The following is a 26,983-nucleotide window of genomic DNA, read 5'->3' as shown; positions in this document are numbered from 1 at the left end:
TTCAACTTAGCCCTGCAGAATTTTGTCCATCAGTCGAGTCGGTAGCAGGCGTTTTAGCCAGCCGACGGCATGAGTCACCAGCGTGACCGGATAGCGCAGCTTGGGTTTATCGCTAATAAACGCGTGGCGCACTTTCTCCACCACGGCGTCCGGGCCTAGCGTAAAGCGCGCGGCGATCCCCGGATTTTCCACGGCGGTGTCGCTGGTCTGGTTGACGTTTTCAGTAAAACGGGTGCGAATTGGGCCGGGCTCGATCAGGCTGACTTTGACGCCGCTATGGCGAAGCTCCATGCGCAGCGCATCGGACCACGCCTCCAGCGCATATTTGCTGGCGGCATAGGCGCCACGACCTGGGGTAGAAATGAGTCCCATCACCGATGAGGTCATCACGATACGGCCCTCACCGTGCGGCACAATCGCGGGCAGCAGGCGCATGGTCAACTGATGAACGCCAAAAAAGTTGGCGGAAAATTGCTGCACCATCTGCGCGCGGCTGATGCTCTCCAGCGGCCCATAAACGCCGTAACCGGCGTTATTAAACAGCCCAAACAGGCGGTTATTGGTCAGGGCAATAACCTGATCCGCCGCGTTATCGACGCTTTCCGGGCTGTCGAGATCGAGGAGAATCCCCGTTAACCCCATGCCGTCCATGCGTTTAACATCATCGGGTTTGCGGCAGGCAGCCAGCACGCGAAAGCCCTGGCGTTTTAGCTCAAGTGCGCTTTCGAGACCAATCCCACTGGAACATCCTGTAATTAAGACCGATTTTTGCATAACTTTACCTGAAGACACCGCTTTACTTTCCGGCGTCGTGATTAACTAATGGAGCCAGACGTGTCGCCATCCAGTCGCGAATAAACGGCTGGGCGTCACGGTTGGGATGGATGCCATCATCCTGCATCCACTGCGGCTTGAGATAGACCTCTTCCATAAAGAAGGGCAGCAGTGGAACGGTGAATTCGCTGGCAAGCTTCGGATACACGGCGCTAAAGGCCTCATTATAGCGGCGTCCATAGTTTGCTGGCAGACGAATTTGCATTAATAACGGTTGGACATCAGCGGCCTTGAGCTGCTGCAAAATCGTGCGCAACGTAACTTCAATCTGCTGCGGTGGAAAACCGCGCAGCCCATCGTTGCCGCCAAGTTCGACTAACACCCAGCGCGGCTGGTGCTGCTTGAGTAATGCCGGGAGGCGAGCCAGCCCCTGCTGGGCAGTGTCGCCGCTGATGCTGGCGTTGACGACCGAGATTTTTGGCTGCCATTTATCGTTTAGCAGGGCAGGCCAGGCGGTATTGCCAGCCATGCGATAGCCTGCGCTCAGGCTGTCACCGAGAACTAACAGCGTGTCCGCCGCCGCGGCGCGAAAGCTTAACAGAATCAAAAACAGGACAGGCAAATGCCAGCGGAAAACGTACTTGAAGTTCATCATCTTAAGAAATCCGTCGGTCAGGGGGAGCATGAGCTTTCCATCCTTACCGGAGTTAACCTGATTGTCAAACCGGCGCAAACCCTTGCTTTAATTGGCGAGTCTGGCTCCGGTAAGTCGACGCTGTTGGCTATCCTGGCGGGGCTGGATGACGGCAGCAGCGGTGAGGTCAAGCTGCTGGGCCATCCGCTGGAGAAAATGGATGAAGAGGCGCGAGCGCGATTACGCGCTCAGCATATCGGTTTTGTCTTTCAATCATTTATGTTGATTCCAACGCTGAACGCGTTGGAAAACGTTGAGCTTCCCGCGCTGCTGCGCGGTGAAAGCGACAGCCAAAGCCGCCAGGGGGCGAAAGCGCTGCTTGAGCAGTTAGGGTTGGGTAAGCGTCTGCATCATCTTCCGGCGCAGCTTTCCGGCGGTGAACAGCAGCGCGTGGCGCTGGCGCGCGCCTTTAACGGCAGGCCCGATCTGCTGTTTGCCGATGAACCTACCGGCAACCTTGACCGTCATACCGGCGATAAAATTGCCGACCTGCTGTTTTCCTTGAACCGTGAACACGGTACCACGCTGATTCTGGTCACCCATGATGCGCAGCTGGCGGCACGCTGCGATCGTCGCCTGCGTCTGGTCGATGGGCAACTGCGGGAGGAAGCATGATCCTACGCTGGTTCTGGCGCGAATGGCGGTCGCCATCGCTACTGATTGTCTGGCTGGCGCTCAGCCTGGCGGTGGCCTGCGTGCTGGCGCTGGGCAGCATCAGCGACCGTATGGATAAAGGGCTCAATCAGCAAAGCCGTGACTATATGGCCGGTGACCGGGCGCTGCGCAGTTCGCGTGAAGTGCCGGCTGAGTGGCTGAATAAGGCACGCTCCCTGGGGCTGACGGTGGGGGAACAGATGAACTTTTCCACCATGACCTGGTCGGGCGACACGCCGCAGCTCGCGGACGTTAAAGCGGTGGATGATAGCTATCCGCTGTACGGCGAGCTGCAAACGCTGCCGGAGAACGTCAAACCGCAGGCCGGTACGGTGCTGATGGCACCGCGTCTGATGGCGCTGCTCAATTTGAAAACCGGCGACAATATTGACGTCGGCGATGCCACGCTGCGGATCGCTGGGGAAGTGGTACAGGAGCCGGACAGCGGCTTTAATCCCTTCCAGATGGCGCCACGGCTGATGATGAATATGGCTGATGTGGCGAAAACTGGCGCGGTACAGCCCGGCAGCCGGGTGAGCTGGAACTATAAGTTTGCCGGAACGCCAACGCAGCTGGCGAGCTACGAAAGCTGGCTGCTGCCGCAGCTTAAACCGGAACATCGCTGGATTGGGCCAAATCAAGACGATGGCGCGTTAGGCAAATCACTGCAGCGATCGCAGCAGTTTTTACTGCTGTCGGCCCTGCTCACGCTGCTGCTGGCGGTGGCCGCCGTGGCCGTAGCGATGGGACATTACTGCCGCAGTCGTTACGATCTGGTGGCTATCCTGAAAACCCTGGGCGCCGGTCGGGCGCAGCTGCGCAAGCTGATTATCGGCCAGTGGGTGCTGCTGCTGGCGCTGTCGGCGCTGGCGGGCGGCGCGATGGGGCTGCTGTTTGAGTCAATTCTGCTGACGCTGTTAAAACCGGTACTGCCGGCGGCATTACCGGCCGCCAGCGCCTGGCCGTGGCTATGGGCCGTAGGGTCGATGGCGGTGATTTCGCTGTTGGTGGGGCTGCGCCCTTATCGTTTATTGCTGGCGACGCAGCCCCTGCGCGTGTTGCGTCAGGATATGGTAGCCAACGTCTGGCCGCTGAAAATCTATCTGCCGGTGGTTTGCGTGATTACCGTGGCACTTCTGGCGTGGCTGATGGGCGCCAGCCCGCTGCTGTGGTCGGTTCTGGCGGGGGCCGTGGTGCTGGCGGCGCTGTGCGGGCTGGTGGGCTGGCTGCTGCTGAAAGTGCTGAAGCGCCTCACGCTGCGCGCGCTGCCGTTGCGTCTGGCGGTTAATCGCCTGCTGCGCCAGCCGTGGTCAACGTTGAGCCAACTGGCGGCTTTCTCGCTGTCATTTATGCTGTTGGCGCTGCTGCTGGTGTTACGCGGCGATCTGCTGGACCGCTGGCAGCAGCAACTGCCGCCGGAAAGCCCGAACTACTTCCTGATTAACATTGCACCGGAGCAGGTGAGTGAGGTGAAAACTTTCCTCGCCGAACATCAGGTGATCCCCGCGGCGTTCTACCCGATTGTGCGCGCCCGTCTGACGCAGATAGATGGGCACAGCACCGAAGGCAATAAAGATGAGTCGCTGAACCGCGAGCTGAACTTAACCTGGCAAAATCAGCGGCCGGAGCATAATCCACTGGTGGCGGGGATGTGGCCGCCGAAAGCCGGGGAGGTGTCGATTGAAGAGGGGCTGGCGCAGCGGTTGAATATTGCTCTCGGTGATAGCGTCACCTTTACCGGCGATACTCAGGACTTTACCGCTACGGTCAGCAGCATTCGTAAAGTGGACTGGGAGAGTCTGCGGCCAAACTTCTTCTTTATTTTCCCTGACGGTGCGCTGGACGGCCAGCCGCAAAGTTGGCTGACCAGCTTCCGCTGGGATCGCGATACGTCACTGTTAACCCAGCTCAACCGTGAGTTTCCAACGGTCAGTCTGTTGGATATCGGCGCCATTCTGAAGCAGGTGGGCCAGGTGCTGGCGCAGGTCAGCCGGGCGCTGGAGGTGATGGTGGTGCTGGTGACCGCCTGTGGCGTGCTGCTGCTGTTGGCGCAGGTGCAGGTGGGGATGCGCCAGCGTCATCAGGAGCTGGTGGTTTATCGTACGCTGGGCGCCAGCAAATCGCTGCTGCGCGCCACGCTGTGGGCTGAGTTTGCGCTACTCGGCGCGATTTCAGGCCTGGTGGCAGCCATCGGGGCGGAAACCGCGCTGGCTCTGCTGCAAAGCAAGGTGTTTGATTTCCCATGGTCGCCGGATTGGCGCTTGTGGGTGGCGCTGCCGGTGTGCGGGGCGCTATTGCTTTCGCTGTGCGGCGGCGGGCTGGGGCTGCGTTTACTGAAAGGTCGGGCGCTGTTCCGCCAGTTCTCTAGCTAACTCGGGCGTGTCCTGTTATGACGCTTATCCGGGCAGGATAAGCGTCTCTCTTCATTCGTCTCCACGAGATGGTCACGGGAAAACCGTCCCATTGGCCGATAAACTCTCTGCAATCGTTGCGCTAAGGGGCATAAAATTGCCCATCCTTTCATCAATTTGCCTCTTTTACGGCACCATTCGGTAAATCTGGAAAGCTAAAGCGCACGTTTCATTAAAAATCAGCGAGGTGCAATTTATTAATAAACGATAATATTTGTTAGCCAGATAGTTGGCTCAAAATCTATCAAGGAAAAATAATGACTATAAAAATGAAAGCACTGGCGTTATCGATCGGTGCTGCAGTGGCATTGACGTCTTTCGCATCCCAGGCTGAAATTACCCTGCTCAAGCAGGATCCTCAGGCTGGTAATCCGCTGAGCCGTCTGAACTTCACCGTCGGCGGGAGTATCCGTCCGCAATTCAACATGATGACCGGTGATGGCGACAAAGGCTCTTACAAACGTAATGGCTTCGATGGCGGCACTCGTTTCCGTTTCGCAGCAGATTACTACCTGTTCGACGATATTAGCTGGGTCAGCTACTACGAACTGGGCGTGAATATTCCTGCGGTCTTCGACTGGGATAACCACTACGCCGAAGGCGCAAACGACACCACCCGTCGTATGCTTTACACCGGCCTGAAGAGCGATACCTGGGGTACGCTGACCTTCGGCCAACAGAACAGCATCTACTATGATGTGGTCGGTGCGAAAACCGATATCTGGGACTATGACATGATTGGTCAGGCGCCAGGTAACGGTATCAACGGTGACTACGATGGTTCTTACCGTACCCGTAAATCTCTGAAATATAAGAAAACCGTAGGCGATGTTGATCTCTACGCTTCCTACCTGTTCAGCGATGATCTGAACCTGAACAATGGCCTGATGTACAAACGTAAAGGCGGCGGTTCACTGGGTGTGGATTACCACATCACCGACGATCTTTCCTGGGGTACTGCATGGAACTATACCCGTGCGGATATGAGCAACATCAACAACAGCGAAGGCAAAACCTACGATCAGAACATCGTTGGTACCGCACTGAGCTGGACGCCTGACAACTGGACCTTCTCCGTTGGCGGTGGCTGGTATCAGAACTTCATGACCACCAAGAAATCGTCCGTTCACGACTACTTCGCCGGTGATGCATGGGGTGTGGAATACTTCGCGGGTTACAAAATCCCGGTTGGCCAATACGCGCTTAAATCCGTTCAGCCATACTTCATGGGTGACCGTATTGAATACGTAAATGGTCGCAACTACCAGCGCATCGATAACGGTGTGGGTATCAGCTTCCAGCTGGATTACGGTTTCCGTGTTGACTATGAACACGTCTTTACCTCCAGCACCGATGACCTGGGCGATATGAACCTGGTGCGTCTGCGTTACGATTTCTAATCGTCAACACATCATCCTTCACGCGGCTTCAGCATTGGCGGTATGAAGGATGGGTGAATGAAAGGGCGGCGCTGGCCGCCCTTTGCATAGTTTATTTTCAACTTTCCTTAGCTAAAAAACGTCTAGCTTCCCCCGCCATTCCCGCTTTTTTGTTACACATCAGCTGGTTATAATTTCGCTCCTCAACTACTCCCATTTTTTATTTCATGTTGGCTACAGTAGAGAGTTATCTGACTGTAAATACTGACTTTTCTCTTATTAGAGGAAGTGTGAAGAGGTTAACAACGTGAAGGGTATTCAATTGCTTACTAAATGAGAATGGCGCTTATATACCAGGTTAAAAATAAAACCAGATATACAGCCATTATCGTGCCGTTGAAACGGATATTGACCACCGGGTCTGTCGGTTTATTTGTTGGCAAAAATAATAATTTTAAAGGGTAAGGAGTTAATGACGTATGCGTAAATTTTTCATTCCCGCGGCCTTCATTTCATTGGCGTTGGGGCTCACCGGTTGTGACGATGCCAAAAATAAAGATACCGCCAATGCGCCGGCCGCCAGCACCGCAGCCAAAGAGGGGGGCTCGCTCATTATTGGCATTACCTCCGGCGACCCGCTGGCAGTGAATCCGATTTACGCCAGCGACCGGACCACGCTGACCATCATGCAGGCGCTGTACGCACCGCTGTATAGCTATAACGACGGCAAAATTGAGTGGGACCTGGCGGAAAGCCTGGAACCATCCGCCGACAACCTGAGCTATATCCTCAAGCTCAAACCGAATCTGAAATGGCAGGATGGTCAGCCGATCACCGCCGCTGACGTAGTCTTCACCTTCGATAAGCTGCTGGATGAAAAACAGCACAGCTTCTTCCGCAGCATGTTTATGTTTGGCGGTAAACCGGTGCAGGTGAGCAAAGTTGACGATCTCACCGTGAAATTTACCCTGCCGCAGGTGAGCGCGGCGTTTGTGGGAACACTGGTGCAGATCTATCCGATCCCGCAGCACGTTTTCGCGAATGAAAGCGATCTGGAAAAAAGCAGCAAAAACGATGCGCCGGTGGGATCCGGGCCGTTCAAATTTAAAGAGTATCGCGCGGGTCAGTACTATGCCCTGACGCGTTTCGACGATTACTGGAATGGCAAAGCTAAGCTGGATTCCGTGACCTACCGTTTTGCCAAAGACAGCAACTCGGCGAACCTGGCGCTGCAAAACGGTGAAATCAACCTCAAGATGGTCGACCCACAGGACGTTTCCCGTCTGACTAAGACCGATAAATTCAACTTTGTGGTCTACCCGGAAGGGCGTCTGGCGTACATGACCTTTAACCAGAACGTGCCGGCGCTGAAAAGCAAAGAACTGCGCCAGGCGATTGCCTATGCGATTAATAAAAACGATCTGGTCACCACCGCATTCACTTCAACGGACTACGCGAAACCGGCAACCTCCTTCCTGACGCCGGATACGCTGTACCATTCTGACGATGTCGAGCAGTACGCCTACGACCTGCAAAAAGCCAAAGACCTGCTGAAAGCCTCTGGAACGCCAAGCGATCTGAAGCTGCGCCTGGCCTATATCAATACCAATAAAACGCAGGAAAGCATGGGGCTGTATATTCAGCAGCAGCTGAAAGCGCTGGGGCTCAACGTCGAGCTGATGCCGCTGGATGCCAACGCCATGTCACAGCGTAGCCTGGATATGAACAACACCGCCTACGAGCTGAGCCTTGGTGGTTACATCATGGGGGCGGAGCCGGACGGCTATAAGTCGCTGTTTATGAGCAATGAAGCCTACAACTACGCACACTACAAAAATCCGCAGTTCGATGCGCTGTGGGACAAAGGCGCGGTCGAAACGGACAGCGCTAAACGCGGTGAAATCTACAAGCAGATCCAACAGGTCGTTGCCACCGACATGACCTACTACCCAATTGCCTACACCAACGCGGTGGTGGCGGTGGATAAACGTTTCGGTGGCACCAAAGAAGCCGAGCCGAAACCGGTCTATATGTTCCAGGATTTATCAAAAATCTACCAACAATAAGCCAGATTAGCCCCCGGTCATGGGGGCTTTTTGTGAAGGGAATGTCGTGAACACAATGTTGACACGTCGGTTGCTGCAACTGCTGCCGATGCTTTTCTTTATCTCACTGGTGGCGTTTTTGCTGGTCAAACTTGCCCCCGGAGACCCCATCCAGGCGTACATCACGCCGCGCATGTCGCCAGACGATATTGAGCGTATTCGCCATAGTCTCGGGCTGGATAAACCGCTGGTGACCCAGTATCTGCTGTGGCTAAAAAATATTCTGCACGGCGATCTGGGCTATTCGCTGATTTACCACCGCCCGGTGCTGGAGATGATCCTCGAACGGATTCCCGCCACCCTTGGCCTGATGGGTGCTTCATTGCTGCTGGCGATTGTGCTGGCAGTGCCGCTGGGCCTGCTGGCCGGTGCGTTCAAACATCGTTGGTTGGACTATGTGCTGAACCTGTTTGCCTACATCGGTATCTCCGTGCCGATCTTCTGGTTTGGGATCTTGCTGATTACCGTTTTTGCCGTGCAGCTCAACTGGTTTCCCAGTATGGGGATGCGGACTATCGGCGTCGAAGATAGCTGGCTTGATGTTATGCGCCACGGTGTGCTGCCGTGTATCGCGCTAACGTTTTATAACCTCTCAACCTACGTCCGCTACGTGCGATCTAACACCATTACTCAACTGTCGGCGGACTATGTACAGACGCAGTTGGCCTACGGTGCGACCTATCGCACGATCTTGTTCCGTCACGTGCTGAAAAACGTTCTGCTGCCGGTGATTACGCTGTTCGGCCTGTCGTTTGGTGAACTGGTGGTGGGGGCGTACGTGACCGAAAGCGTCTTCTCCTGGCCGGGCATGGGGCTTTTGGGGATCCAGGCGATCACTTCGCTGGACTATCCGCTGATCATGGCGATTATCCTGCTGTCGTCGCTGATGCTGATCGTTGGCAATTTGCTGGCCGATCTGCTGTATCGCTTTGCCGATCCCCGCATTCGTACAATGAGGTAACCGACGATGAATCGACGCTGGCAAAACGTTCGCCACCAGCTCCGCCGCAATCGTCCGGCGCAGTTTTCCCTGCTGGTGCTGTTTATTTTTGTGGTCGCGGCGCTCGCCGCAGGTTTAAGCCCATACGATCCGGACCAGATGTCGCTGGCCGCACGCATGCTGCCGCCCGACGGCGCGCACTGGTTTGGCACCGATGAATATGGCCGCGACTATTTCACCCGCGCGCTTTCCGGTGGCCGAATCTCGCTGATGGTTGGCTTTCTGGCGATGCTGTTTTCCACACTGATAGGCACGGTGGTGGGTACTATTAGCGGCTATTTTGGCGGCTGGCTGGACAACCTGATGATGCGCGCCGTCGATATTCTGATGGCGATCCCGGCCTTTTTCCTGCTGCTGGTGCTGAACGCCTATCTGAAGCCGGGTGTGGACAACATCATTATGATTATCAGCCTGTTGACGTGGATGAACATGTCGCGGCTGGTGCGTGCGGAAACCCTGTCTATCAAGGAGCGTGAATACGTGCTTTACGCCCGTGCCTCCGGGGAGAATCCGCTGCGCATTATAGTCCGGCATATTATTCCCGGCGTACTGCCGACGATTATCGTGGCCGCGACGCTCAACATTGCTTCGGCGATTCTCATGGAGTCGACGCTGAGCTTCCTTGGTCTTGGCGTCCAGCAGCCCGCCGCATCGTGGGGCAGTATGCTCAATAACGCCCAGTCGTATATCGGCGAGGCCTCCTGGCTGGCTATGTTCCCGGGCATTTTGATTTTGCTGACAGTCTTTAGCTTTAACGTACTCGGCGACGTGTTCCGCACCGCCTTCGAACCGGGGGCCAACCGCGATGCATAACTTACTTGAGCTCGATAATCTGCAAACCTCATTTTTCACCCGTGACGGGGAAGTTCACGCGGTGCGCGGCGTCAGTTTTGCGCTTAACGCGGGGGAGTTGGTCGGTATCGTCGGAGAGTCCGGGTGCGGCAAAAGCGTAACCTGTAAATCGATTCTTCAGTTGCTGGGCAATAACGGCAAAATCACCGGCGGCAGCGTACGCTTTCGCGGTGACGATTTGGCGCAAAAAACGCCGCAGCAGATGCGGCAAATACGCGGTAATGACATCGCGATGATTTTTCAGGATCCGATGACTGCGCTCAATCCGGTGCTGACGATTGGCCGGCAGATGACGGAAATCCTGATGCGCAATAAAGGGCTAAGCCGCAAAGCTGCCAACCAAAAAGCGCTGGCGATGCTGGAAAGCGTTGGCATTGCCGACGCGTCGCGGCGCTTTAAGCAGTATCCGCATGAATTCAGCGGCGGTATGCGCCAGCGAGTGATGATTGCTATCGCCCTCTCCTGTGACCCGCAGTTGCTGATTGCCGACGAGCCGACCACCGCGCTGGACGTCACCATTCAGGCGCAAATTCTGCGGCTGTTGAAATCGCTGCAGCAGCAAACTCAGGCGGCGATTTTACTGATTACCCACGACCTTGGCGTGGTGGCGCAGATGTGCAGCCGCGTGGTGGTGATGTACGGCGGGCTGGTGATGGAAGAGGGCAGCGCCGAAGATATTTTCCTGCGTCCGGCGCATCCTTATACCCAAGGGCTGTTGGCTTCGTTACCCCGTGCCGATGACCCGGAGCACCGACTGTCGCCGATTGAAGGCTCCCCGCCGGGGCTGTTGAACCCGCCGCCGGGCTGCCCGTTTGCTGAACGCTGCTCGCAGCGTATGCCGCAGTGCGCGGCGCAGCCGGCGTTTCGTCAATGCGGTGAAGGCCATCGGGTCGCGTGTTGGTTATTGGCAGAACAGGAGGTATCGGCATGAAGGAGGAACCGTTAATTCGTTTGCGTGAGGTGCGAAAACATTATGCCCTCAACGGCGGCATCTTCAGCCAGAAACGGGTAGTCAAAGCCGTTGATGGCGTCAGCTTTGATATTCAGCCGGGCGAAACCTTCGGCCTGGTGGGGGAGTCCGGCTGCGGTAAATCAACGGTCGGGCGGTCGATTCTGCGGCTGTTTGATATCACCTCGGGTGACATTGAATTCGCCGGGCAGGATATTGCGCAGGCGTCGGAGGCAACGCTCAAGCCGTTACGTCGCCGGATGCAGGCTATTTTCCAGGACCCGTGGTCGTCGCTTAACCCCGGCATGACGGTACAACAACTGGTGGCGGAGCCGATGAAAATTCACGGCTATGACGCCCATACCCAGCGCGAGCGCGCCGAGGAAATGCTCTACAAAGTGGGGCTCAAGCCTGAGCATCTGACCCGTTTCCCCCATGAGTTCAGCGGCGGACAGCGCCAGCGTATTAGCATTGCCCGCGCGCTGTCGGTGCGTCCGGAGTTTGTGCTGTGCGATGAGCCGCTGTCGGCGCTGGACGTGTCGGTGCAGGCGCAGGTGGTGAACATTTTGCAGGATCTGCAGCAGGAGCTGGGGCTGACCTATCTGTTTATCGCTCACGACCTGTCGATGGTGCGGCATATTTCCAGCCGTATTGGGGTGATGTATCTCGGTAAGTTGGTGGAAGTGGCACCCGCGGGCGAGCTGTATCAGCGCCCGGCGCATCCGTATACGCAGGCGCTGCTGGCCTCGGTACCGGTGGCCGATCCGCGGATTCAGCAGTTGGACGACGGTGGCTTAAAGGGCGAAATCCCCAGCCCAACGGCGGAGCTGAGCGGCTGCCGTTTTTGCAGCCGCTGCCCGCAGGTGATGCCGCAGTGCCAGCAGCAGGAGCCGCCGATGCGGGAAATCGCCCCACGTCACTTTGCGGCCTGCTGGCTATTTAAGGCTTAAGGGTGCGAAGAGAGCCAACTCATGACGTCTTCTGATGTCCCACGGAAGACAATCTTGTCGGCTTTCTTCTCCAGTTGATAGCGGTACATCGGGTCGTAATACTCGTTAAGCAGCGGCACCAGCCAGGCGAAATGCGCTTCGGTGGAGCCGCTGCGCCGCTGTTCGGCCAGCGACGCATCGAGCGTGGCGGTCAGTTCGGCAAAACGCTGTAGGCCCAGGCGACGGCGGATGGCGAACAGGCCGTGATGCAGGTAAGCGCTATATTCTTGCCAGCCCAGCTCTTCACCGTAGGCGGCGAAGAAGTCATGGTGCATGCGGGTGAAATACTCTTCCCGCAGCCGCTCAATACGGAGATCGAAGGGATCCTCCACCACCGCAATAGGCGACTGCGCCATACGATCGCGCAGGCATTCCGGCAAATGGTTGGCACCAATCATCCGGCCCTCATCTTCCAGCACCCAGCGAACGCGATCCTGTTCATGCGCGCCTTGCAGCAGCGCCGTTGCCAGATGGTTCTCAAAAGTGGCCTGGGAGAACTGCGCATTGAGTGTGCGGCCAAACGAAGAACCGCGATGATGAGCCAGCCCTTCGAGGTCGATCCCCTGCGGCTGTTGGCGAACCAGCGGCGTTTTGCCGTTACCGGTGCAGCCGCCGATAAGGATTATCGGATGGCGGACCAGTTCTTCGGTAGCTTTAATCGCCGCCTGACGCAGGGCCTTATAGCCGCCAACGATCAGCGGATAGTCGATGCCATGCTCTTTTATCCAGCTTTGTGTGATATGCGAACGCTGCCCGCCGCGGGCGCAGCACAGGTAGCCGTTCGGTGCGTCACGGCAGGCGTCCAGCCAGGCCGTAATGCGCTGCTGGCGAGTGTCGCCGGCAACCAGCTTATGCCCCAGCGCCAGCGCGGCGTCTGCCCCTTCGCGTTTATAGCAGGTGCCAACGGCGGCGCGCTCTTCGTCGTTCATCAACGGCAGGTTAACGGCGGCGGGCATTGCGCCCTGAGCGAACTCAACCGGTGCACGAACGTCAATGATGGGCGTTTCCGCGCGCAGAATGGCGCAGTAATCCGTCCCATTATTCATGGGGAAATCCTTCTGTGAACAAAGTGGGGGTATTGCGGTTACGGCGGGATTTTACGCTTCAAGGAGGGGGCCGGGGAAGCGTAAGTTGCTTTCCCCGGCACTAAAGGCCTATTTCAGCCGCGTTTGCGCCCAGGCAATTCCGCTGGCGTACTCGGCCGGCAGCAGCGGAACCAGCGCTTCCAGCGTAGCGGCGAGACGGCCGGTATCGCTGTCATTGAGGTTCAGGTGACCCACTTTACGGCCCTCGCGAACGTCTTTGTCATACCAGTGCAGGTGCACCAGCGGCAGCTTCAGCCAGTCATAGTTCAGGTCGGTGCCAATCAGGTTAACCATCACTGACGGACTATTGACCACCGGCGGCGGTAACGGCAGGTCGGTAATGGCGCGCAGGTGCAGTTCGAACTGACTGATGGACGCACCGTTTTGCGTCCAGTGGCCGCTGTTGTGCACGCGCGGGGCCAGCTCGTTGATCAGCAGACCGGCAGGCGTTACGAAGCACTCCATCGCCATCACGCCCACATAGTTCAGCTCTTGCATAATGGCGGAAAGCATCGTTTCTGCCTGCGCTTGCTGCTGAGCATCTGCCTGCGGGAAGGCGACGCTCATGCGTAGAATCCCGTCCTGATGCAGGTTGTGGGTCAGGGGATAGAACACGGTGCTGCCGTCGTGCGCACGCGCGCCGACTAATGACACTTCGCCAGAGAAATTAATGCCTTGCTCAACGATGCACTCGCCGTAGCAATCGTTCGGTAGCTGAGCGGTTTCGTTAGCGCGCAGACGCCACTGGCCGCGGCCATCGTAGCCACCAGTGCGGCGTTTCACGATCGCCAGCTCGCCCAGACGGTCAAAGACCGCTGGCCATTCACCGGCGTTCGCCAGCAGTTGCCATGGCGCGGTGGCGAGGCCAAGCTTATCGAACAGCTGTTTTTGCGTCAGACGGTCGGCAATAATCGGGAATACGTCGCGGTTAACGAACGCTTTATGTTCCGCCAGTTCGCGGGTTAACGCGGTTTCCGGCCAGCGTTCAATCTCAGCGGTAATGACGCTTTGCTGAAACGGCACGGCGGCCGGGTCGGCTTCTAAACCCACGGGCCAGACGGCAATACCCAATGGCTCACCGGCCTGGCGCAACATCCGGCCTAGCTGACCGTTGCCGAGTACGCAAACCTGTTTCATGCCGCACCTCGCGGATCGGGATTATCCAGCACTTCGTCGGTCTGTGCTTTACGCCAGTCCTGCAAACGTTGATGCAGTTCTGCGTCGTGCTGTGCGAGGATTTGGGCGGCGAGCAGGGCGGCGTTGGCGGCGCCTGCTTTGCCAATTGCCAGCGTGCCAACCGGGATCCCGCGCGGCATTTGCACAATAGAGTAGAGGCTATCAACGCCGCTTAACGCCGCGCTCTGTACCGGAACACCCAGTACCGGGACCAGCGTTTTGGCTGCAATCATACCGGGTAAATGCGCAGCGCCGCCGGCACCGGCAATAATCACCTGATAACCGTTGCTTTCGGCTTCTTCGGCGAAGCTGAACAGTTTATCGGGGGTGCGGTGGGCGGAAACCACTTCAACGTGGTGAGGAACATTCAGAATATCGAGGATTTCTGCGGTGAACTGCATGGTTGCCCAGTCACTTTTGGACCCCATCACGATGGCGATACGTACCGGATTATTGCGGGAAGACATACGTCTTAAAACTCCTGTGGGTGTGCTGCACACGACGTTAGAGGCCACAGAGAATAACACGGAAAATGGGCAAGGAAAACGGTTGCGTAGCCTTGGGTAGGGGGAATCAGATGGAAAAATTAAAACGGGAAGGGGATAAGTTCGACGTCTTCGCGGCTCACTTTCACCATCGAGCCGTGGTGATGCCAGGCGCCGAGTACTACGCGGTGTGCCGTTTCGCCGTTGGCGCTAAGGGTATGGATATCCGGGCGATGGGTATGCCCATGAATCAGCCACTGGACGCGATGTTTCTCCATCACCGCCACAACCGCCTGCGGGTTCACATCCATAATCTCCATCGACTTGCTGCTGTTAGCGGCTTTGCTGTCGTTACGCATTTTCTGCGCAATGCGGCGACGGATAAACAGCGGCAGGGCAAGGAACAGGGTTTGGATCCACAGCGTGTGAACTTTGGCACGAAACGCCAGATAACCGGGATCGTCGGTACACAGAGTGTCACCATGCATAATCAGCACGTCACGACCGTAGAGATTCAGGACTTTTTCTTCGGGGAGCAGCTGCATGCCGCTGTCACGAGCGAAACGCTTGCCGATCAAGAAATCACGGTTGCCGTGAATGAAATAGCAGGGAACGCCGGAATCCACTAATGCTTTGATTGCCGTAGCGATTTCCCGGTGCAGCGGGTTCGGATCATCGTCGCCAATCCAGGCTTCAAACAGGTCGCCCAGAATATACAGCGCATCGGCGCCGCGCGCTTCACCGGCTAAAAAACGCAGAAAACCGGCGGTAATCGCCGGTTCTTCTGTTTGCAGATGCAAATCTGCAATAAAGAGTGTCGCCACCAATTACTCGCTGACGGTCACGCTTTCGATGATAACGTCTTCTTTAGGAACGTCCTGATGCATGCCGCTACGACCGGTAGAGACTGCTTTGATTTTATCAACAACGTCCATGCCTTCTGCGACTTCAGCGAAGACACAGTAGCCCCAACCCTGCAGGCTTTCGCCGGAGAAGTTCAGGAAGTCGTTGTCTGCCACGTTGATGAAGAACTGTGCGGTCGCAGAGTGCGGAGCCTGAGTTCGGGCCATCGCCAGCGTACCACGGGTGTTTTTCAGACCGTTGTTCGCTTCGTTTTTGATAGCCTCTTTGGTGGTTTTCTGGTTCATGCCCGGCTCGAAGCCGCCGCCCTGAATCATAAAGCCATTGATAACACGGTGGAAAATCGTGTTGTTGTAGAAACCTTCGCGGCAGTAGTCCAGGAAGTTTTTAACTGTTTCCGGCGCTTTGTCGTCGAACGTTTTGATGACGATATCGCCGTGATTAGTGTGGAAAGTAACCATTTCTGCATCCTGTTCCGTATTAGAGTGGTGCTTTAGCCCGCAGTTTAGCGGCATATAGGTGCTTGTTATAGCATAACCGACGACATCGATCACCTTGCATTGTGTGCTGCTTCCGGGTTGAATTACGGGTAGAATATACCGTTTCAGGCGAAAGCCCGGTTCACACACGTAAACATGGAATTCTCGATGCTAAAAATCTTCAACACAATGACGCGCCAAAAAGAGGAATTTAAGCCTATTCACGCCGGTGAAGTCGGCATGTACGTGTGTGGTATCACCGTTTACGATCTCTGTCATATTGGCCATGGCCGTACTTTTGTCTCCTTTGACGTGGTGGCACGCTACCTGCGTTTTCTCGGCTATAAGCTGAAGTACGTGCGCAATATCACCGATATCGACGACAAAATCATCAAACGTGCCAACGAAAACGGCGAAAGCTTTGTCGCGCTTGTCGATCGCATGATCGTTGAGATGCACAAAGATTTCGATGCGCTGAATATTCTGCGTCCGGATAGCGAACCGCGCGCGACCCATCACATTGCTGAAATCATCGAAATCACCGAACAGCTGATTGCTAAAGGCCACGCGTATGTTGCGGACAACGGTGACGTGATGTTTGATGTTCCAACCGATGCCGATTACGGCAAGCTGTCGCGCCAGGATCTGGATCAGCTGCAGGCCGGGGCCCGCGTTGACGTGGTTGACGTTAAACGCAACCCAATGGACTTCGTGCTGTGGAAAATGTCGAAAGAGGGCGAACCAAGCTGGCCGTCCCCGTGGGGCGCAGGCCGTCCGGGCTGGCACATCGAATGTTCGGCGATGAACTGCAAACAGTTGGGCAACCATTTTGATATTCACGGCGGCGGCTCCGACCTGATGTTCCCGCACCATGAAAACGAAATTGCCCAGTCGACCTGCGCGCACGATGGCGAATACGTTAACTACTGGATGCACTCCGGAATGGTGATGGTTGACCGCGAGAAGATGTCAAAATCGCTGGGCAACTTCTTTACCGTGCGCGATGTGCTGAAATATTACGACGCCGAAACCGTGCGTTACTTCCTGATGTCCGGCCACTATCGTAGCCAGCTGAACTACAGCGAAGACAACCTGAAGCAGGCCCGTTCCGCGCTGGAGCGCCTGTATACCGCGCTGCGCGGCACGGCACATTCCGACGTTGAATTCGCGCGTAGCGCGCAGTATGTCGAGCGCTTCAAAGAAGCGATGGATGACGATTTCAACACGCCGGTGGCCTACGCGGTGCTGTTTGATTTAGCCAAAGAAGTGAACAATGCCAAACAGGCGGGCAATAGCGAAGAAGCAAACTCCGCGGCGACCTGCCTGCGGACGCTTGCCGCCGTGCTGGGCCTGCTGGAGCAGGATGCTGAAGTGTTCCTGCAAAGCGGTGCCCAGGCTGACGATAGCGAAGTGGCGGAAATCGAGTCGCTTATCCAGCAGCGTCTGGACGCGCGTAAAGCCAAAGATTGGGCCGCTGCCGACGCCGCGCGTGACCGTCTCAACGAGATGGGTATCGTGCTGGAAGATGGTCCACAGGGCACCACCTGGCGCCGTAAGTAAGTTCTTCCCCTCTCTCCATCGGGGAGAGGGGCTTTCCCTCCAGGACTAACGCCCCTGTAGCCCCGCGATAAACTCTGTAAGAAGATCTGACAGCGGTTCGTCATACCACAACGCATAAAGATCGGCCGGTACGGCCTCTTCCAGCGCCAGAAAACGCACCCCCGGCCAGTGGATCAGTCCGCAGGTTTCCGGGAGCAGCGATACCCCCATTCCTGCGCTCACCAGCGCTAACGCCGTTTGTGGCTCATTCACCTGGTGGGCGATCAGCGGATAAAATCCGGCTTCCACGCAGTGGTCCTGGAGCTGGCGGGCAAAGTCACTTTGATGAAAGGCCAGTGAGATAAGCGGTCTACCGGAGAGGGCCGTTAAAGGCACCTTACCCCGTTGGCACAGCGGATCGTTTTCCGGCACGGCCAGCGCGACCGATTCATGCGCGATGAGCTGATTCCGAATATGCTCTTCAGCATAGGGCAGCACGTTACGGTTAATCGCGATATCAATCGTGCGGGCTCGTAGGGCGGCAATTTGCTTATGCTGCGACAGTTCGTGCAGGCTCCACTCCACATCAGGATAGCGCGCCTTAAAACTTTTGAGCCGCGTCAGTAACGTCCCCCACAGTGCGCTGCCGATAATGCCAATACTGATGTGTTGATTTGCGCTACGGCCAATTTGCCGAACATAGTTGAGTGAATGTTCTGTGGCATTGAGGATGCGGTCTACCTCGGTTTTTAAAACCTGGCCTGCGCGAGTTAACGTCACGCGACGACTGGTTCGCTCAAACAGTTTGGTTTCCAGCGTCTCTTCCAGCTCTTTAATTTGTATGCTCAACGGCGGCTGAGAAATGTTCAGCCGGGCCGCCGCACGTCCGAAATGCAGCTCTTCGGCCAGCACCTGAAAATAGCGCAGCGCGCGGATATTAATACGATTATTCGTCAGAGCATCGGTCATGGTTTGCTTGGGAAAAAGAGGAGGGAAGGCCATCATGCCGCCCTCCTTTTTTGTTGTCAAACGGCCGCCTGTGCAGGGGCGTGTAGGCGTTCCGCACGGCTACACACAATGGCAATAACCAGAACGACCAGCAGGACGGCGTAAGAGAATGTGGCGGTATTCAACGCGCCGTGTAGGCCGTAGCGAGCGTTGACCAGCGAAGAGATGCTGGCGAACAGCAGCGTGCCCACCGTGCCGCAAGTCAGCAACGCGGAGATGAGCGTCGGGGAACTTTGGTTAACCTGCAGCGAGCCGTAGCTCATCAAACCGGAAAACAGCCCGGAATTGAAGAAACCGAAGATGGCGCAGGCCAGCAGAATCAAGGTGGTATTGCTGCTGTTAGCAATGACTACAATGGCTATTAGCCCGATTCCGGTGCAGCCGAGCAGGAAGGTGCGCAGCTTCATCCACTTCACGGTAAATTGATTGAGGAACAGACCTATTGCTTTCGCCACCCAGTACACGGTGGTGTACAGCGCTGCGTCCTGCGGTTGAATATGGAAACGAGATTGCAGATAGCCCGGTGTCCACATGGTGAAAATCGGCTCGGCCAGCAGGAAGGCGAACAGGGCAAAACAGATTAAGTAAATTGACGCGCCCCACGGCTCGCGCGCGGCGCTCGTGCTGTGTTGTTGCGCCGCCGCCGCTTCGGTTGTCGGGAAGCGGCAGCGAAGGGTCAGCGCCAGCATCAACGCGCCCAAGCCGCCCATAATCCCGTACATCGCCACCCAACTGGCACCCATGCGGAACAGCCAGGCCAGCAGGAAAGAGAGCGTCGCCCCGGCAAGGCTGAAGAAGAAATCAGTAAAAATAAGGCTTGATGAACGGCTCTTTTCATCCGGATTAATGCGGACGACCAGATAGCTGCCAATGGTCATGAAAATCCCGCCACAGGCACCGATACCGGCGACGGCGAAGCTGAACATCGTCAGCGTGGGGGCGACGAAAAGGACAGCGCTGATAAGCACCGTCAGCGCGGCGGCAATCACCAGCGGCTTTTGTAGCCCCCATTTGCGCATCAGAATGCCGCCCAGCATGATAGGGATAAACATGCCGATGTTCATCAGCGTAAAGACCTGGCCGATAAAGCTGGGATCTTTATTAAAAGCGGCGCACAGCGGGCCAAGGACGATGCCGAGAGTGGAGACCAGTGCGCCAACGAAGTAATAGCTCAGGTACGAGACGGCGTTTAAATTAGGACGAGAATATGAAGCGTCTGACATAAACATCTCTCCGGGCAGGCAGCGAACCGCCCGCCGATGAATGAGGAATTAGGCATACTGTTTGATGAATTGACCTATCAGGCGGATAAAGTCGCCGGTCACCATCGCCGCGCATTTCAGCGTCTGTTCGTGCGAGAGTTCTACGTCGCTCAGTCCTTCCGCCATGTTGGTAATGGCGGAAACCGCCAGCACTTTCAGGCCACAGTGGCGCGCGGCGATCACTTCTGGCACGACCGACATACCTACTACGTCGCCGCCCATGCGCTGCATCATGTGGATCTCCGCTGCCGTTTCGAAGTTTGGCCCCGGATAGGAGACAAAGACCCCTTCGTGCAGCGCGATTTCAAGACCTTTCGCCGTTTGATGCAGTCGTGCGCGCAGCGCTTTATCGTAGGCATTTGCCAGGCTAAAGAAGCGCGGACCAAAACGGTCGTCATTCGGGCCGACCATCGGCGTGGACGGCATGGTATTGATATGGTCGTTTAATGCCACCAGACTGCCGGCGGGAATCGCTGGATTCAGGGAGCCCGCGGCGTTAGTGCAGAACATAAATTCACAGCCGAGCAGCTTAAAGGTGCGGACGGCCTGGGTCATGATGCCCATACCTACACCTTCGTAGAAATGGCCGCGTCCTTTCATGCAGATCAGCGGTACGCCGTGCAGCGTCCCCATCACAATCTCACCGGCGTGGCCGATGACGGTGCTCACCGGAAAGCCGGGCAGATCCTCATAAGAGAGCATGGTTTTGTCATCCATATCATCGGCCAGCGCACCAAGACCTGAACCGAGGATGAGCGCAATGCGCGGGCTAAAACCCGGCTTTGCGGCGCGAAGGATTTCGACCGCTTCATAGGGGGCATTGTTAAGAATTGACGATGACATACGGGCTCCAGAATCAGGGATGTTTTGCGTTATTCTGGGGAGCCGTTGATTGCCAATCCAATTCGATAACTGGCGATATTGATATTTAAATCGAATTAATTGCGCAGGGGATAATATTTAACGACGGTAATTCAATGCATTACAAATAATATGTTGGGATGAATGCCCGGAAATGCACTCTCCGGGCGTTGTGAATTGTGATGTGCTTCACTTTGGCCGCCCGGTGTTTTTTGCGATGTCTGGCTCTCTGCGCGTGCTATCGACGCCGCCACCACAGCAATCCCATCACTGTTACCGCAGGCAGCCATACCCACATTAGCTCTGACATAATCACCTGATGCCCATACGGCGTGGTGTAGCGCGAGAGCGCAAACGGTGCAACCTTAATCACCTGCCACGGCGCGAAGAATCGTTCATCTGACCACGGCCACAGCCAGCCGACGCCTTTACCGCCGGTAGTGATGGAATCCAGCAGACTATGCGACAGTAGCGAGACCGTTAAGAATAACCAACAGCGTATGAGTCCCGCACGAAACCATCGTCGACCGACGATTATGCAAATTAGCGGTACCACAAAAGCAAACAGCAGCGAGTGGGTAAAGCCGCGATGGCCGAAAATATTGCCGTAGGCAATACCAAACTTAAAGGCGAGGACATCGGCGTCGGGCAGCATCGCCAGGGCGACGCCTGCGAGCAGCAGTCGCGGCGGAATGACGCGCGTGCCCAGTCCTAAACCAAGACACAGGGGGACGGCAGCATGGGTGATAATTGTTGGCATCGGGTGTCCGTTTTCAGGAAGAAAAAACAGAGTATTAACGGAAAACGGCGCAAATGCAGCAGGGGGATAGTCTTAAAAATAAGGTAAGAAAACCCCGGCGTTGCGTTGCATCGCCGGGCTACTGGTCAGCTGACGTTTTTACCTGGAAAATCAGGCAATAACGGTAATGCTTTGGCCTTCAAAGTTGACGGTTTGGCCGGCGACAATTTTGCAGCGCTTGCGGGTTTCCACCGCGCCGTCAACTTTCACCAGGCCATCGGCAATGGCGATTTTCGCCTGTGCACCGCTTTCGCTCCAGCCTTCCAGTTTCAGTAAGTCACAGAGTTCCACATGCGGATGCTTACCCAAAGAAAATGTTGCCATCTTATGCCTTCTCCACGTCGTGATACTCTTCACAAGCCTGTAAGGTGTTTTCAATCAGGGTGGCGACGGTCATTGGCCCAACGCCGCCCGGTACCGGGGTGATGTAAGATGCGCGCGCGGCGGCATCGTCGAACACCACATCGCCGACTACTTTACCGCTTTCGAGGCGATTAATCCCGACATCAATCACGATGGCGCCGTCTTTAATCCACTCGCCCGGGATAAATCCAGGTTTTCCGACTGCCACAATTAGCAGATCCGCGTTTTCCACGTGGTGGCGCAGATTTTTGGTGAAGCGGTGGGTGACGGTGGTGGTGCAGCCGGCCAGCAGCAGCTCCATGCTCATCGGGCGACCAACGATGTTGGATGCGCCAATCACCACGGCGTTCAGGCCATAGGTGTCGATGTTGTAACGCTCAAGCAGCGTGACGATACCGCGCGGCGTGCACGGACGCAGGCGCGGCGCGCGCTGGCACAGGCGACCCACGTTGTACGGATGGAAGCCGTCTACGTCTTTATCCGGGTCGATACGCTCGAGGACTTTTACATTATCGATACCGGCTGGCAGCGGAAGCTGGACCAGAATACCGTCGATGGTGGTATCGGCGTTCAGGGTATCAATCAGCGTCAGCAGTTCAGCTTCGCTGGTGGTTTCCGGCAGATCGTAAGAGCGGGAGATGAAGCCCACCTCTTCGCAGGCTTTGCGCTTGCTGCCGACATAAATTTGCGATGCGGGGTTGCTACCAACCAACACAACGGCCAGCCCAGGAGCGCGTTTTCCGGCCGCAACGCGAGCCTTCACTTTTTCCGCAACTTCAGAGCGCACCTGCTGCGCAATCGTTTTACCGTCAATAATCTTTGCTGCCATCAGGGAAATGATTCCATCTGTGATTCACGAAGGGGGGATGTACATATTTTGTCAGATGCGAGGCTCGCTGTCAGTTATCGTTTGCGAGTTTTCCACGGAAAGTGGTTTTGTTGAACTGTTGAGCGATTGTTGGCGCGACTTTATCCACCGCCGCATTCAACGCAGGTTTCACGAGGAAATGGATTGACTCATCGGTCAGTGACCGTATAATTCCACGCGCTTCACCCCATCAGGAAGTTTTTGGCTTCCCCCAGTGCGCCCTTAGCTCAGTTGGATAGAGCAACGACCTTCTAAGTCGTGGGCCGCAGGTTCGAATCCTGCAGGGCGCACCATTTTCTTGTTAACTCCCCCAGTTTTCTCACCTCGTTATACGCTCCCTGGCAAGAGTGCGAATCTGCTCACATAATGTTCACTGTTCGTTTGTCGAAATGCGAAAACTCAAATTATACTGTATGAAATTACAGTATGGTAACGGAGGCAGTATGGACTACGAGATTAAGCAGGTTGAGCCGCGCAAAATCGCAGGTTTTCATATGGTTGGACCGTGGGAACAAACGGTCAAACAAGGGTTTGAACTGTTGATGAAGTGGGTCGACGGTCAACAGATTCCCGCCCAGGAGTGGCTCGCCGTTTATTATGATAATCCGGACGAAGTGCCGGCAGAAAAGCTGCGCTGCGATACGGTAGTTTCGGTGGCCGACGATTTTGTCCTACCGGCCAATAGTGAAGGCGTGATGACGGCGAACGTTGCGGGGGGATTATACGCGGCGGCACGTGCGCGGGTGATTGATCATGACTTTTCCACGCCGTGGTACCAGTTCTTTGACAGCGTCCTGAAAGACGAAAAGCACCGGATGGTGGCTAAACCTTGTTTTGAGATCTACCACAATAACGGGGCGGAAGACGGCTACTGGGATATTGAAATGTTCGTCGCGGTGGAACCGAAGTCATAACCCAAAAACGCCAGAGCGCGTTGGCGGCTCTGGCGTTGTGAGCTGACGCTCCCTGTAGCGAACGATGATTCAGGACGATGAATCTCCGATAATGCGCACAGGGCTTCTGCGGTTAGCGTAGTGCGTTGGCCATCGCGCTGAACATCAGTGAGGCCTCAAGCGGCTGTGCGCTGAACGATGGCTCCGCCTGTGGCCAGGTTGACCACTGGACGATCACCAGATTCTCTGCGCGGTTGACCATGATCATCTGACCAAAAATCCCCAGCGCCCACATGGAACCTTTCAGCGAATCCCTGGCCGTTGGCACCACGTTTTTTGCATTGGCGGGCACTTCATTATTCCACCACTGGTAGCCATAAATTCCCTGAGGATGCGCGGCGGATACCGATTTTTGCGCCGTGTTCCAGTTGGCTGATTGCGCGACCCAGTTTTCCGGCAGAACCTGCTTACCGTTTGGCAGGCGGCCGTTGTGCAGAACAAACTCTCCGAAGCGGCCCCAGTCTTCCAGCGTGGCGTTGAAGCCGTGCGCGCCGACGTCATGCTGCCCTTGAGTATACGCGTGCCATACGCCGTCATTAGCCATACCGTACGGTTGCCAGATAGTCTGCTGCAGATAGCCGGCGAGCGTCATGCCCGTTGCGCGCTCCAGCACATCGCCCAGCAGCCAGGCGCCGCCGGAAGAGTATGACCAGACTTCACCTGCTGGATGCGCGCGCTTCAGGCCGGAAACCAGCGTACGTACGCATTCATAGGCACCTGGATGCGCCTCACATTGTGTCAGTTTGGCGAAGTCTGACTGTGGATTGGTGTAATCTTCGTTCCACGCCACCCCCGATGTGTGCTGAATCAACTGCTTGAGCGTGACGCCGTCCCAGGCGGTGCCTTTCAGGTCCGGTTCATACTGCGTCACCAGGTCATCCATTGAGTGAATTTTTCCCTCTTTCAGCGCTGCGCCAAACAGAATTGAGACCACCGCTTTGCCCACTGAACGGGAGGTCCACAGCGTTGTATCGGTGTTGCCCTCCGCCAGATATTTGAACGCGACCTTACCATCTTTCAGCACCAGCATGCCGCTGACGTTCTGCCGCTGAAGATAGTCCTGTAAATTCCACTGCTTGCCGTTTACCTCATAGCTCGCCTGCGTCAGCGGCTTATCGGCGGCTACCAGCGGCGTTGCTTTACCATGGCGGAAGACATCACCTTTGTAGTTGCGATAATCATTGCGAAAGCCGACAACGCGCTCGGCCTGGCTCCAGGTCAGCATTTTTTGCGTATCCGGCAGTTTGGCATCAAATGGCGCGGGGCATTCGGTCAACGCTGTTCCCTCACAGGCCGCCATGGCGGGCGCGGAGATAAAGGTTGCGGCCATCAGGCTCGCTAACAGACAGGACTTTGCAGGGAAGGATTTATGTTTATTATTCATAGTGTTCTCGATTTTAGTTATACCCGTAGACTCGTCTCTACCGCGTAGAGGTAGGACGGATTGAGTATAAAAATCGGCGCACTATAATAAAAAACGCGTTATGGGGGGAAAACCCCCACAACAACGGCCAAAGGAGACCGGTGTGGCATCATTGTCCTACTCATTTTCGCAGCTTGAAGCGTTCACCACCGTCGCGGAGTGCGGCAGCCTGGTGAAGGCCGCCGGTAAATTGGATAAAGACCGCACCACGCTGCGCGATCTTATCGATCTTCTTGAGGACGGTCTCGGCTATGCGCTTTTTGTCCGCCAGGGGCGAGCGCTACAGTTGACGCCGCAGGGTGAACAGCTTCATCGTCAGGCGCATCTGCTAATGCGTCAGGCGCGCGCGTTTGAGCAGTTTGCCCGTCAGGTCCCGGCCACTGAAGTGCAGGAGCTGAGCATTGCCTACGATCCTTTTACCCCGCGACGTTTTTTACAGGCTTTAATCGCCCAGATGGCGAACCGCCATATTCGTCTGAGCCTGCGATGCACATCGCGTGAGGAAGGGGAACGGGCGCTGGCGAGTGGACATGCGGACTTAGGCTTCTTTCAGGCCAATAATCACAGCGTTGGTAACGAGATGGAGTGGCGCGCGCTGGGAACCATCGATATGGATTTTTTCGCCGCCGACAGCCTCTTTGCCGATGTCGTACGTCCCTGTTCGCTGCTCGATCTTTCCCTTACCCCGCAGGTAGTGATGCATTCGGCAAGCGATATCCCGATGGCGCGACGGCTGCAAATTTCCGGCAATGTGATTATGGCCAATGAACTGGAGATGCTGCGCAGCTTGATTGAGGCCGGGTGCGGCTGGGGATTTTTACCCACCCATTTTCAGGCATCGCGCTGGGAGAATGTGTCGGTGGTTCCAACGGTGGTGGGCAATGAAGGCATCAGCCAGACGATGGTGACCCTCTGGCGCCCGGGTAGTGAAAAGCGGGTATTGATTGACGACACGCTGCTCCGGCTCTCGTCGTTGTGGCGGGATGCAAACTCGCCCAGCGGTGAACAGCGATAGCGTGCGCTATTGACGTCGGTCGGCGGCAATCACCAACCCAATTCCGGACAGGGTGATAACAATCGCCAGCAGCATCCGCCCATCGAGGGCTTCACCCATAAAGACCAAACCACCGAGCGCCGCAAGGCAGGGAACGCTCAGCTGGAGCGTGCTGGCGGTGGTGGGGCTGAGTTTTGGCAGCAGCGAATACCAGAGCAGATACGCGCCACCGGACATCAATGCACCGGAGGTTACCGCCAGCAGTACACCATAGATATCGGCCTCAATCGACATGCCGTGAAAGGCGAAAACTAGCAGGGCCATCGGCACCGCCAGCATAAAATTACCGGCGGTCGCCGCCGCCGCATCGCGCACCTTTTTCCCGGTAATGCAGTACACCGCCCAGGCCGCGCCGGAAACCATCATCAATAGCGACGCACCGATGGACGGATGGCCGGCGCCCGGTAATAGCAAAAGCGCCAATCCGCCCATGGCGGCCAGCATGCCAACGCTTTTCAGCCCGGTGAGCCGCTCGCCTCGCGCCAGGCCCCAGCCGCTCATCACTATCTGAACAGTGCCGAATAACAGTAGCGCCCCCGCCGCGGTGGTTAACGACACATAGGCCAGTGAGAAGGCGAAAACGTACACGGCGAGCAGCGCGGCGTTCAACACATTAAATTCGGTTTTTCTTCGCATCCCCGGCAGCTGTAACAGCAAATACAGCGCTACCGCGCCGCTCAGTAGGCGAACGCCGCTAAACGACACCGCATCCATATGCAGCCCTTTAAGCGCCAGTCGGCACAAGAGTGAATTGGCGGCAAAGGCGACCATCGCAAGAACAATTTTGAGCAGCACGAGGGCTCCTTTTTAAAGCGGTAGCCGAGATTATGCGGCAGGCCGCGGTTTGTCGCACGCGCGTTTTGTGCACCTAAGGGCAATCAAGCATTTGCGCCATCATGGCAATCGCGGCGGTTACATCTCTTTACGCTTGATCATAAAACGATAATGAGTATAGTTCTC

At 56.2% G+C, this 26,983-nt stretch carries 26 protein-coding genes and 1 tRNA gene; 12 read left to right on the top strand and 15 right to left on the bottom strand.

The window, feature by feature from the left end; genetic code table 11:
• Positions 1-6: 6 nt before the first annotated feature.
• Together KCR01S_RS08270 and tesA are read right to left on the bottom strand one after the other, a co-directional pair.
• Positions 7-774 carry an SDR family oxidoreductase gene (locus tag KCR01S_RS08270; protein ID WP_061281999.1) on the bottom strand — a complete coding sequence of 256 codons (768 nt, stop codon included), beginning with the start codon at positions 772-774 and terminating at the stop codon, positions 7-9.
• A gap of 22 nt (positions 775-796) precedes the next feature.
• Complete coding sequence (gene tesA, locus KCR01S_RS08265; RefSeq protein ID WP_112202885.1) at positions 797-1,429, bottom strand: multifunctional acyl-CoA thioesterase I/protease I/lysophospholipase L1; 633 nt, start codon at positions 1,427-1,429, stop codon at positions 797-799.
• Between tesA and ybbA the strand changes: the two genes are divergently transcribed.
• From ybbA to KCR01S_RS08225, 8 genes are all read left to right on the top strand, one after another.
• Positions 1,397-2,083 carry a putative ABC transporter ATP-binding protein YbbA gene (gene ybbA, locus KCR01S_RS08260; RefSeq protein WP_061281997.1) on the top strand — a complete coding sequence of 229 codons (687 nt, stop codon included), beginning with the start codon at positions 1,397-1,399 and terminating at the stop codon, positions 2,081-2,083. The two genes, tesA and ybbA, sit on opposite strands and share 33 nt — an antisense overlap.
• A complete protein-coding gene (ybbP, locus tag KCR01S_RS08255) occupies positions 2,080-4,494 on the top strand; it encodes a putative ABC transporter permease subunit YbbP (RefSeq protein ID WP_061281995.1) in 2,415 nt (804 codons plus the stop codon). The genes ybbA and ybbP overlap by 4 nt, the downstream gene beginning before the upstream one ends.
• 296 nt (positions 4,495-4,790) lie before the next feature.
• Positions 4,791-5,933: a porin gene (locus tag KCR01S_RS08250; RefSeq protein WP_061281993.1), complete on the top strand. Its 1,143-nt coding sequence runs from the start codon at positions 4,791-4,793 to the stop codon at positions 5,931-5,933.
• Between the two features lie 458 nt (positions 5,934-6,391).
• On the top strand, positions 6,392-7,978 hold the full coding sequence (locus KCR01S_RS08245; protein WP_061281991.1) for an ABC transporter substrate-binding protein: 1,587 nt from the start codon (positions 6,392-6,394) through the stop codon (positions 7,976-7,978).
• A gap of 55 nt (positions 7,979-8,033) precedes the next feature.
• The gene (locus tag KCR01S_RS08240; protein ID WP_061281989.1) at positions 8,034-8,978 is read left to right on the top strand and encodes an ABC transporter permease; all 945 of its coding nucleotides are present in this window, start codon (positions 8,034-8,036) and stop codon (positions 8,976-8,978) included.
• 6 nt (positions 8,979-8,984) lie between these two features.
• Positions 8,985-9,830, top strand: a complete 846-nt coding sequence (locus tag KCR01S_RS08235; RefSeq protein WP_061281987.1) for an ABC transporter permease — start codon at positions 8,985-8,987, stop codon at positions 9,828-9,830.
• Entirely contained in the window at positions 9,823-10,800 is a 978-nt protein-coding gene (locus KCR01S_RS08230; protein WP_061281985.1) for an ABC transporter ATP-binding protein, read from the top strand. The genes KCR01S_RS08235 and KCR01S_RS08230 overlap by 8 nt, the downstream gene beginning before the upstream one ends.
• The gene (locus KCR01S_RS08225) at positions 10,797-11,768 is read left to right on the top strand and encodes an ABC transporter ATP-binding protein (protein ID WP_061281983.1); all 972 of its coding nucleotides are present in this window, start codon (positions 10,797-10,799) and stop codon (positions 11,766-11,768) included. Before KCR01S_RS08230 ends, KCR01S_RS08225 begins: the two co-directional genes overlap by 4 nt.
• Here the strand turns inward: KCR01S_RS08225 and mnmH are convergent.
• The 5 genes from mnmH to ppiB all read right to left on the bottom strand — a co-directional run bounded on the left by mnmH (position 11,765) and on the right by ppiB (position 15,875).
• Entirely contained in the window at positions 11,765-12,853 is a 1,089-nt protein-coding gene (mnmH, locus tag KCR01S_RS08220; protein ID WP_061281980.1) for a tRNA 2-selenouridine(34) synthase MnmH, read from the bottom strand. The genes KCR01S_RS08225 and mnmH overlap by 4 nt on opposite strands.
• A 108-nt stretch (positions 12,854-12,961) precedes the next feature.
• Positions 12,962-14,029, bottom strand: a complete 1,068-nt coding sequence (gene purK / locus KCR01S_RS08215; protein WP_061281978.1) for a 5-(carboxyamino)imidazole ribonucleotide synthase — start codon at positions 14,027-14,029, stop codon at positions 12,962-12,964.
• A complete protein-coding gene (gene purE, locus KCR01S_RS08210; protein WP_061281976.1) occupies positions 14,026-14,535 on the bottom strand; it encodes a 5-(carboxyamino)imidazole ribonucleotide mutase in 510 nt (169 codons plus the stop codon). The genes purK and purE overlap by 4 nt, the downstream gene beginning before the upstream one ends.
• Positions 14,536-14,654: 119 nt before the next feature.
• Entirely contained in the window at positions 14,655-15,377 is a 723-nt protein-coding gene (gene lpxH, locus KCR01S_RS08205; protein ID WP_061282170.1) for a UDP-2,3-diacylglucosamine diphosphatase, read from the bottom strand.
• 3 nt (positions 15,378-15,380) lie between these two features.
• Entirely contained in the window at positions 15,381-15,875 is a 495-nt protein-coding gene (gene ppiB / locus KCR01S_RS08200) for a peptidylprolyl isomerase B (protein WP_052283787.1), read from the bottom strand.
• Positions 15,876-16,061: 186 nt separating this feature from the next.
• Here ppiB and cysS point away from each other — a divergent pair, with 186 nt between their 5' ends.
• Positions 16,062-17,453 (top strand): cysteine--tRNA ligase, encoded by a 1,392-nt coding sequence (gene cysS, locus KCR01S_RS08195; RefSeq protein WP_061281974.1) that lies wholly within the window; start codon positions 16,062-16,064, stop codon positions 17,451-17,453.
• Between the two features lie 45 nt (positions 17,454-17,498).
• Here cysS and KCR01S_RS08190 read toward each other — a convergent pair whose 3' ends face one another.
• From KCR01S_RS08190 to folD, 6 genes are all read right to left on the bottom strand, one after another.
• Positions 17,499-18,434 carry a LysR family transcriptional regulator gene (locus KCR01S_RS08190; RefSeq protein WP_061282168.1) on the bottom strand — a complete coding sequence of 312 codons (936 nt, stop codon included), beginning with the start codon at positions 18,432-18,434 and terminating at the stop codon, positions 17,499-17,501.
• Between the two features lie 23 nt (positions 18,435-18,457).
• Positions 18,458-19,663 carry an MFS transporter TsgA gene (gene tsgA / locus KCR01S_RS08185; protein WP_061281971.1) on the bottom strand — a complete coding sequence of 402 codons (1,206 nt, stop codon included), beginning with the start codon at positions 19,661-19,663 and terminating at the stop codon, positions 18,458-18,460.
• 48 nt (positions 19,664-19,711) lie between these two features.
• Positions 19,712-20,545 (bottom strand): xanthosine phosphorylase, encoded by an 834-nt coding sequence (gene xapA / locus KCR01S_RS08180; protein ID WP_061281969.1) that lies wholly within the window; start codon positions 20,543-20,545, stop codon positions 19,712-19,714.
• Positions 20,546-20,801: 256 nt separating this feature from the next.
• Positions 20,802-21,323, bottom strand: coding sequence for a metal-dependent hydrolase (locus KCR01S_RS08175; protein ID WP_061281966.1), 522 nt, complete (start codon positions 21,321-21,323; stop codon positions 20,802-20,804).
• 150 nt (positions 21,324-21,473) lie between these two features.
• On the bottom strand, positions 21,474-21,686 hold the full coding sequence (ybcJ, locus tag KCR01S_RS08170) for a ribosome-associated protein YbcJ (RefSeq protein ID WP_061281964.1): 213 nt from the start codon (positions 21,684-21,686) through the stop codon (positions 21,474-21,476).
• A 1-nt stretch (position 21,687) separates the two neighbouring features.
• Positions 21,688-22,554: a bifunctional methylenetetrahydrofolate dehydrogenase/methenyltetrahydrofolate cyclohydrolase FolD gene (gene folD, locus KCR01S_RS08165; protein ID WP_061281962.1), complete on the bottom strand. Its 867-nt coding sequence runs from the start codon at positions 22,552-22,554 to the stop codon at positions 21,688-21,690.
• A gap of 255 nt (positions 22,555-22,809) precedes the next feature.
• Here folD and KCR01S_RS08160 point away from each other — a divergent pair.
• Both KCR01S_RS08160 and sbmC read left to right on the top strand, forming a co-directional pair.
• A tRNA-Arg gene (locus KCR01S_RS08160) sits at positions 22,810-22,886 on the top strand.
• Between the two features lie 150 nt (positions 22,887-23,036).
• Complete coding sequence (sbmC, locus tag KCR01S_RS08155) at positions 23,037-23,507, top strand: DNA gyrase inhibitor SbmC (protein ID WP_061281961.1); 471 nt, start codon at positions 23,037-23,039, stop codon at positions 23,505-23,507.
• A gap of 112 nt (positions 23,508-23,619) precedes the next feature.
• On the opposite strand, the gene KCR01S_RS08150 is transcribed toward sbmC, so the two are convergent.
• Positions 23,620-24,876: a serine hydrolase domain-containing protein gene (locus KCR01S_RS08150; RefSeq protein ID WP_376781981.1), complete on the bottom strand. Its 1,257-nt coding sequence runs from the start codon at positions 24,874-24,876 to the stop codon at positions 23,620-23,622.
• A gap of 154 nt (positions 24,877-25,030) precedes the next feature.
• Between KCR01S_RS08150 and KCR01S_RS08145 the strand changes: the two genes are divergently transcribed.
• Positions 25,031-25,984 (top strand): LysR family transcriptional regulator, encoded by a 954-nt coding sequence (locus KCR01S_RS08145; RefSeq protein WP_061281956.1) that lies wholly within the window; start codon positions 25,031-25,033, stop codon positions 25,982-25,984.
• Between the two features lie 6 nt (positions 25,985-25,990).
• Here KCR01S_RS08145 and KCR01S_RS08140 read toward each other — a convergent pair whose 3' ends face one another.
• A complete protein-coding gene (locus KCR01S_RS08140) occupies positions 25,991-26,818 on the bottom strand; it encodes a DMT family transporter (protein ID WP_072277120.1) in 828 nt (275 codons plus the stop codon).
• Between the last annotated feature and the right edge of the window lie 165 nt (positions 26,819-26,983).

This window comes from Kluyvera cryocrescens NBRC 102467, assembly GCF_001571285.1.
Lineage (GTDB): Bacteria > Pseudomonadota > Gammaproteobacteria > Enterobacterales > Enterobacteriaceae > Kluyvera > Kluyvera cryocrescens.
Note: the sequence above shows the minus strand (reverse complement) of the source record. Positions and strands in the feature narration are given on the sequence as shown.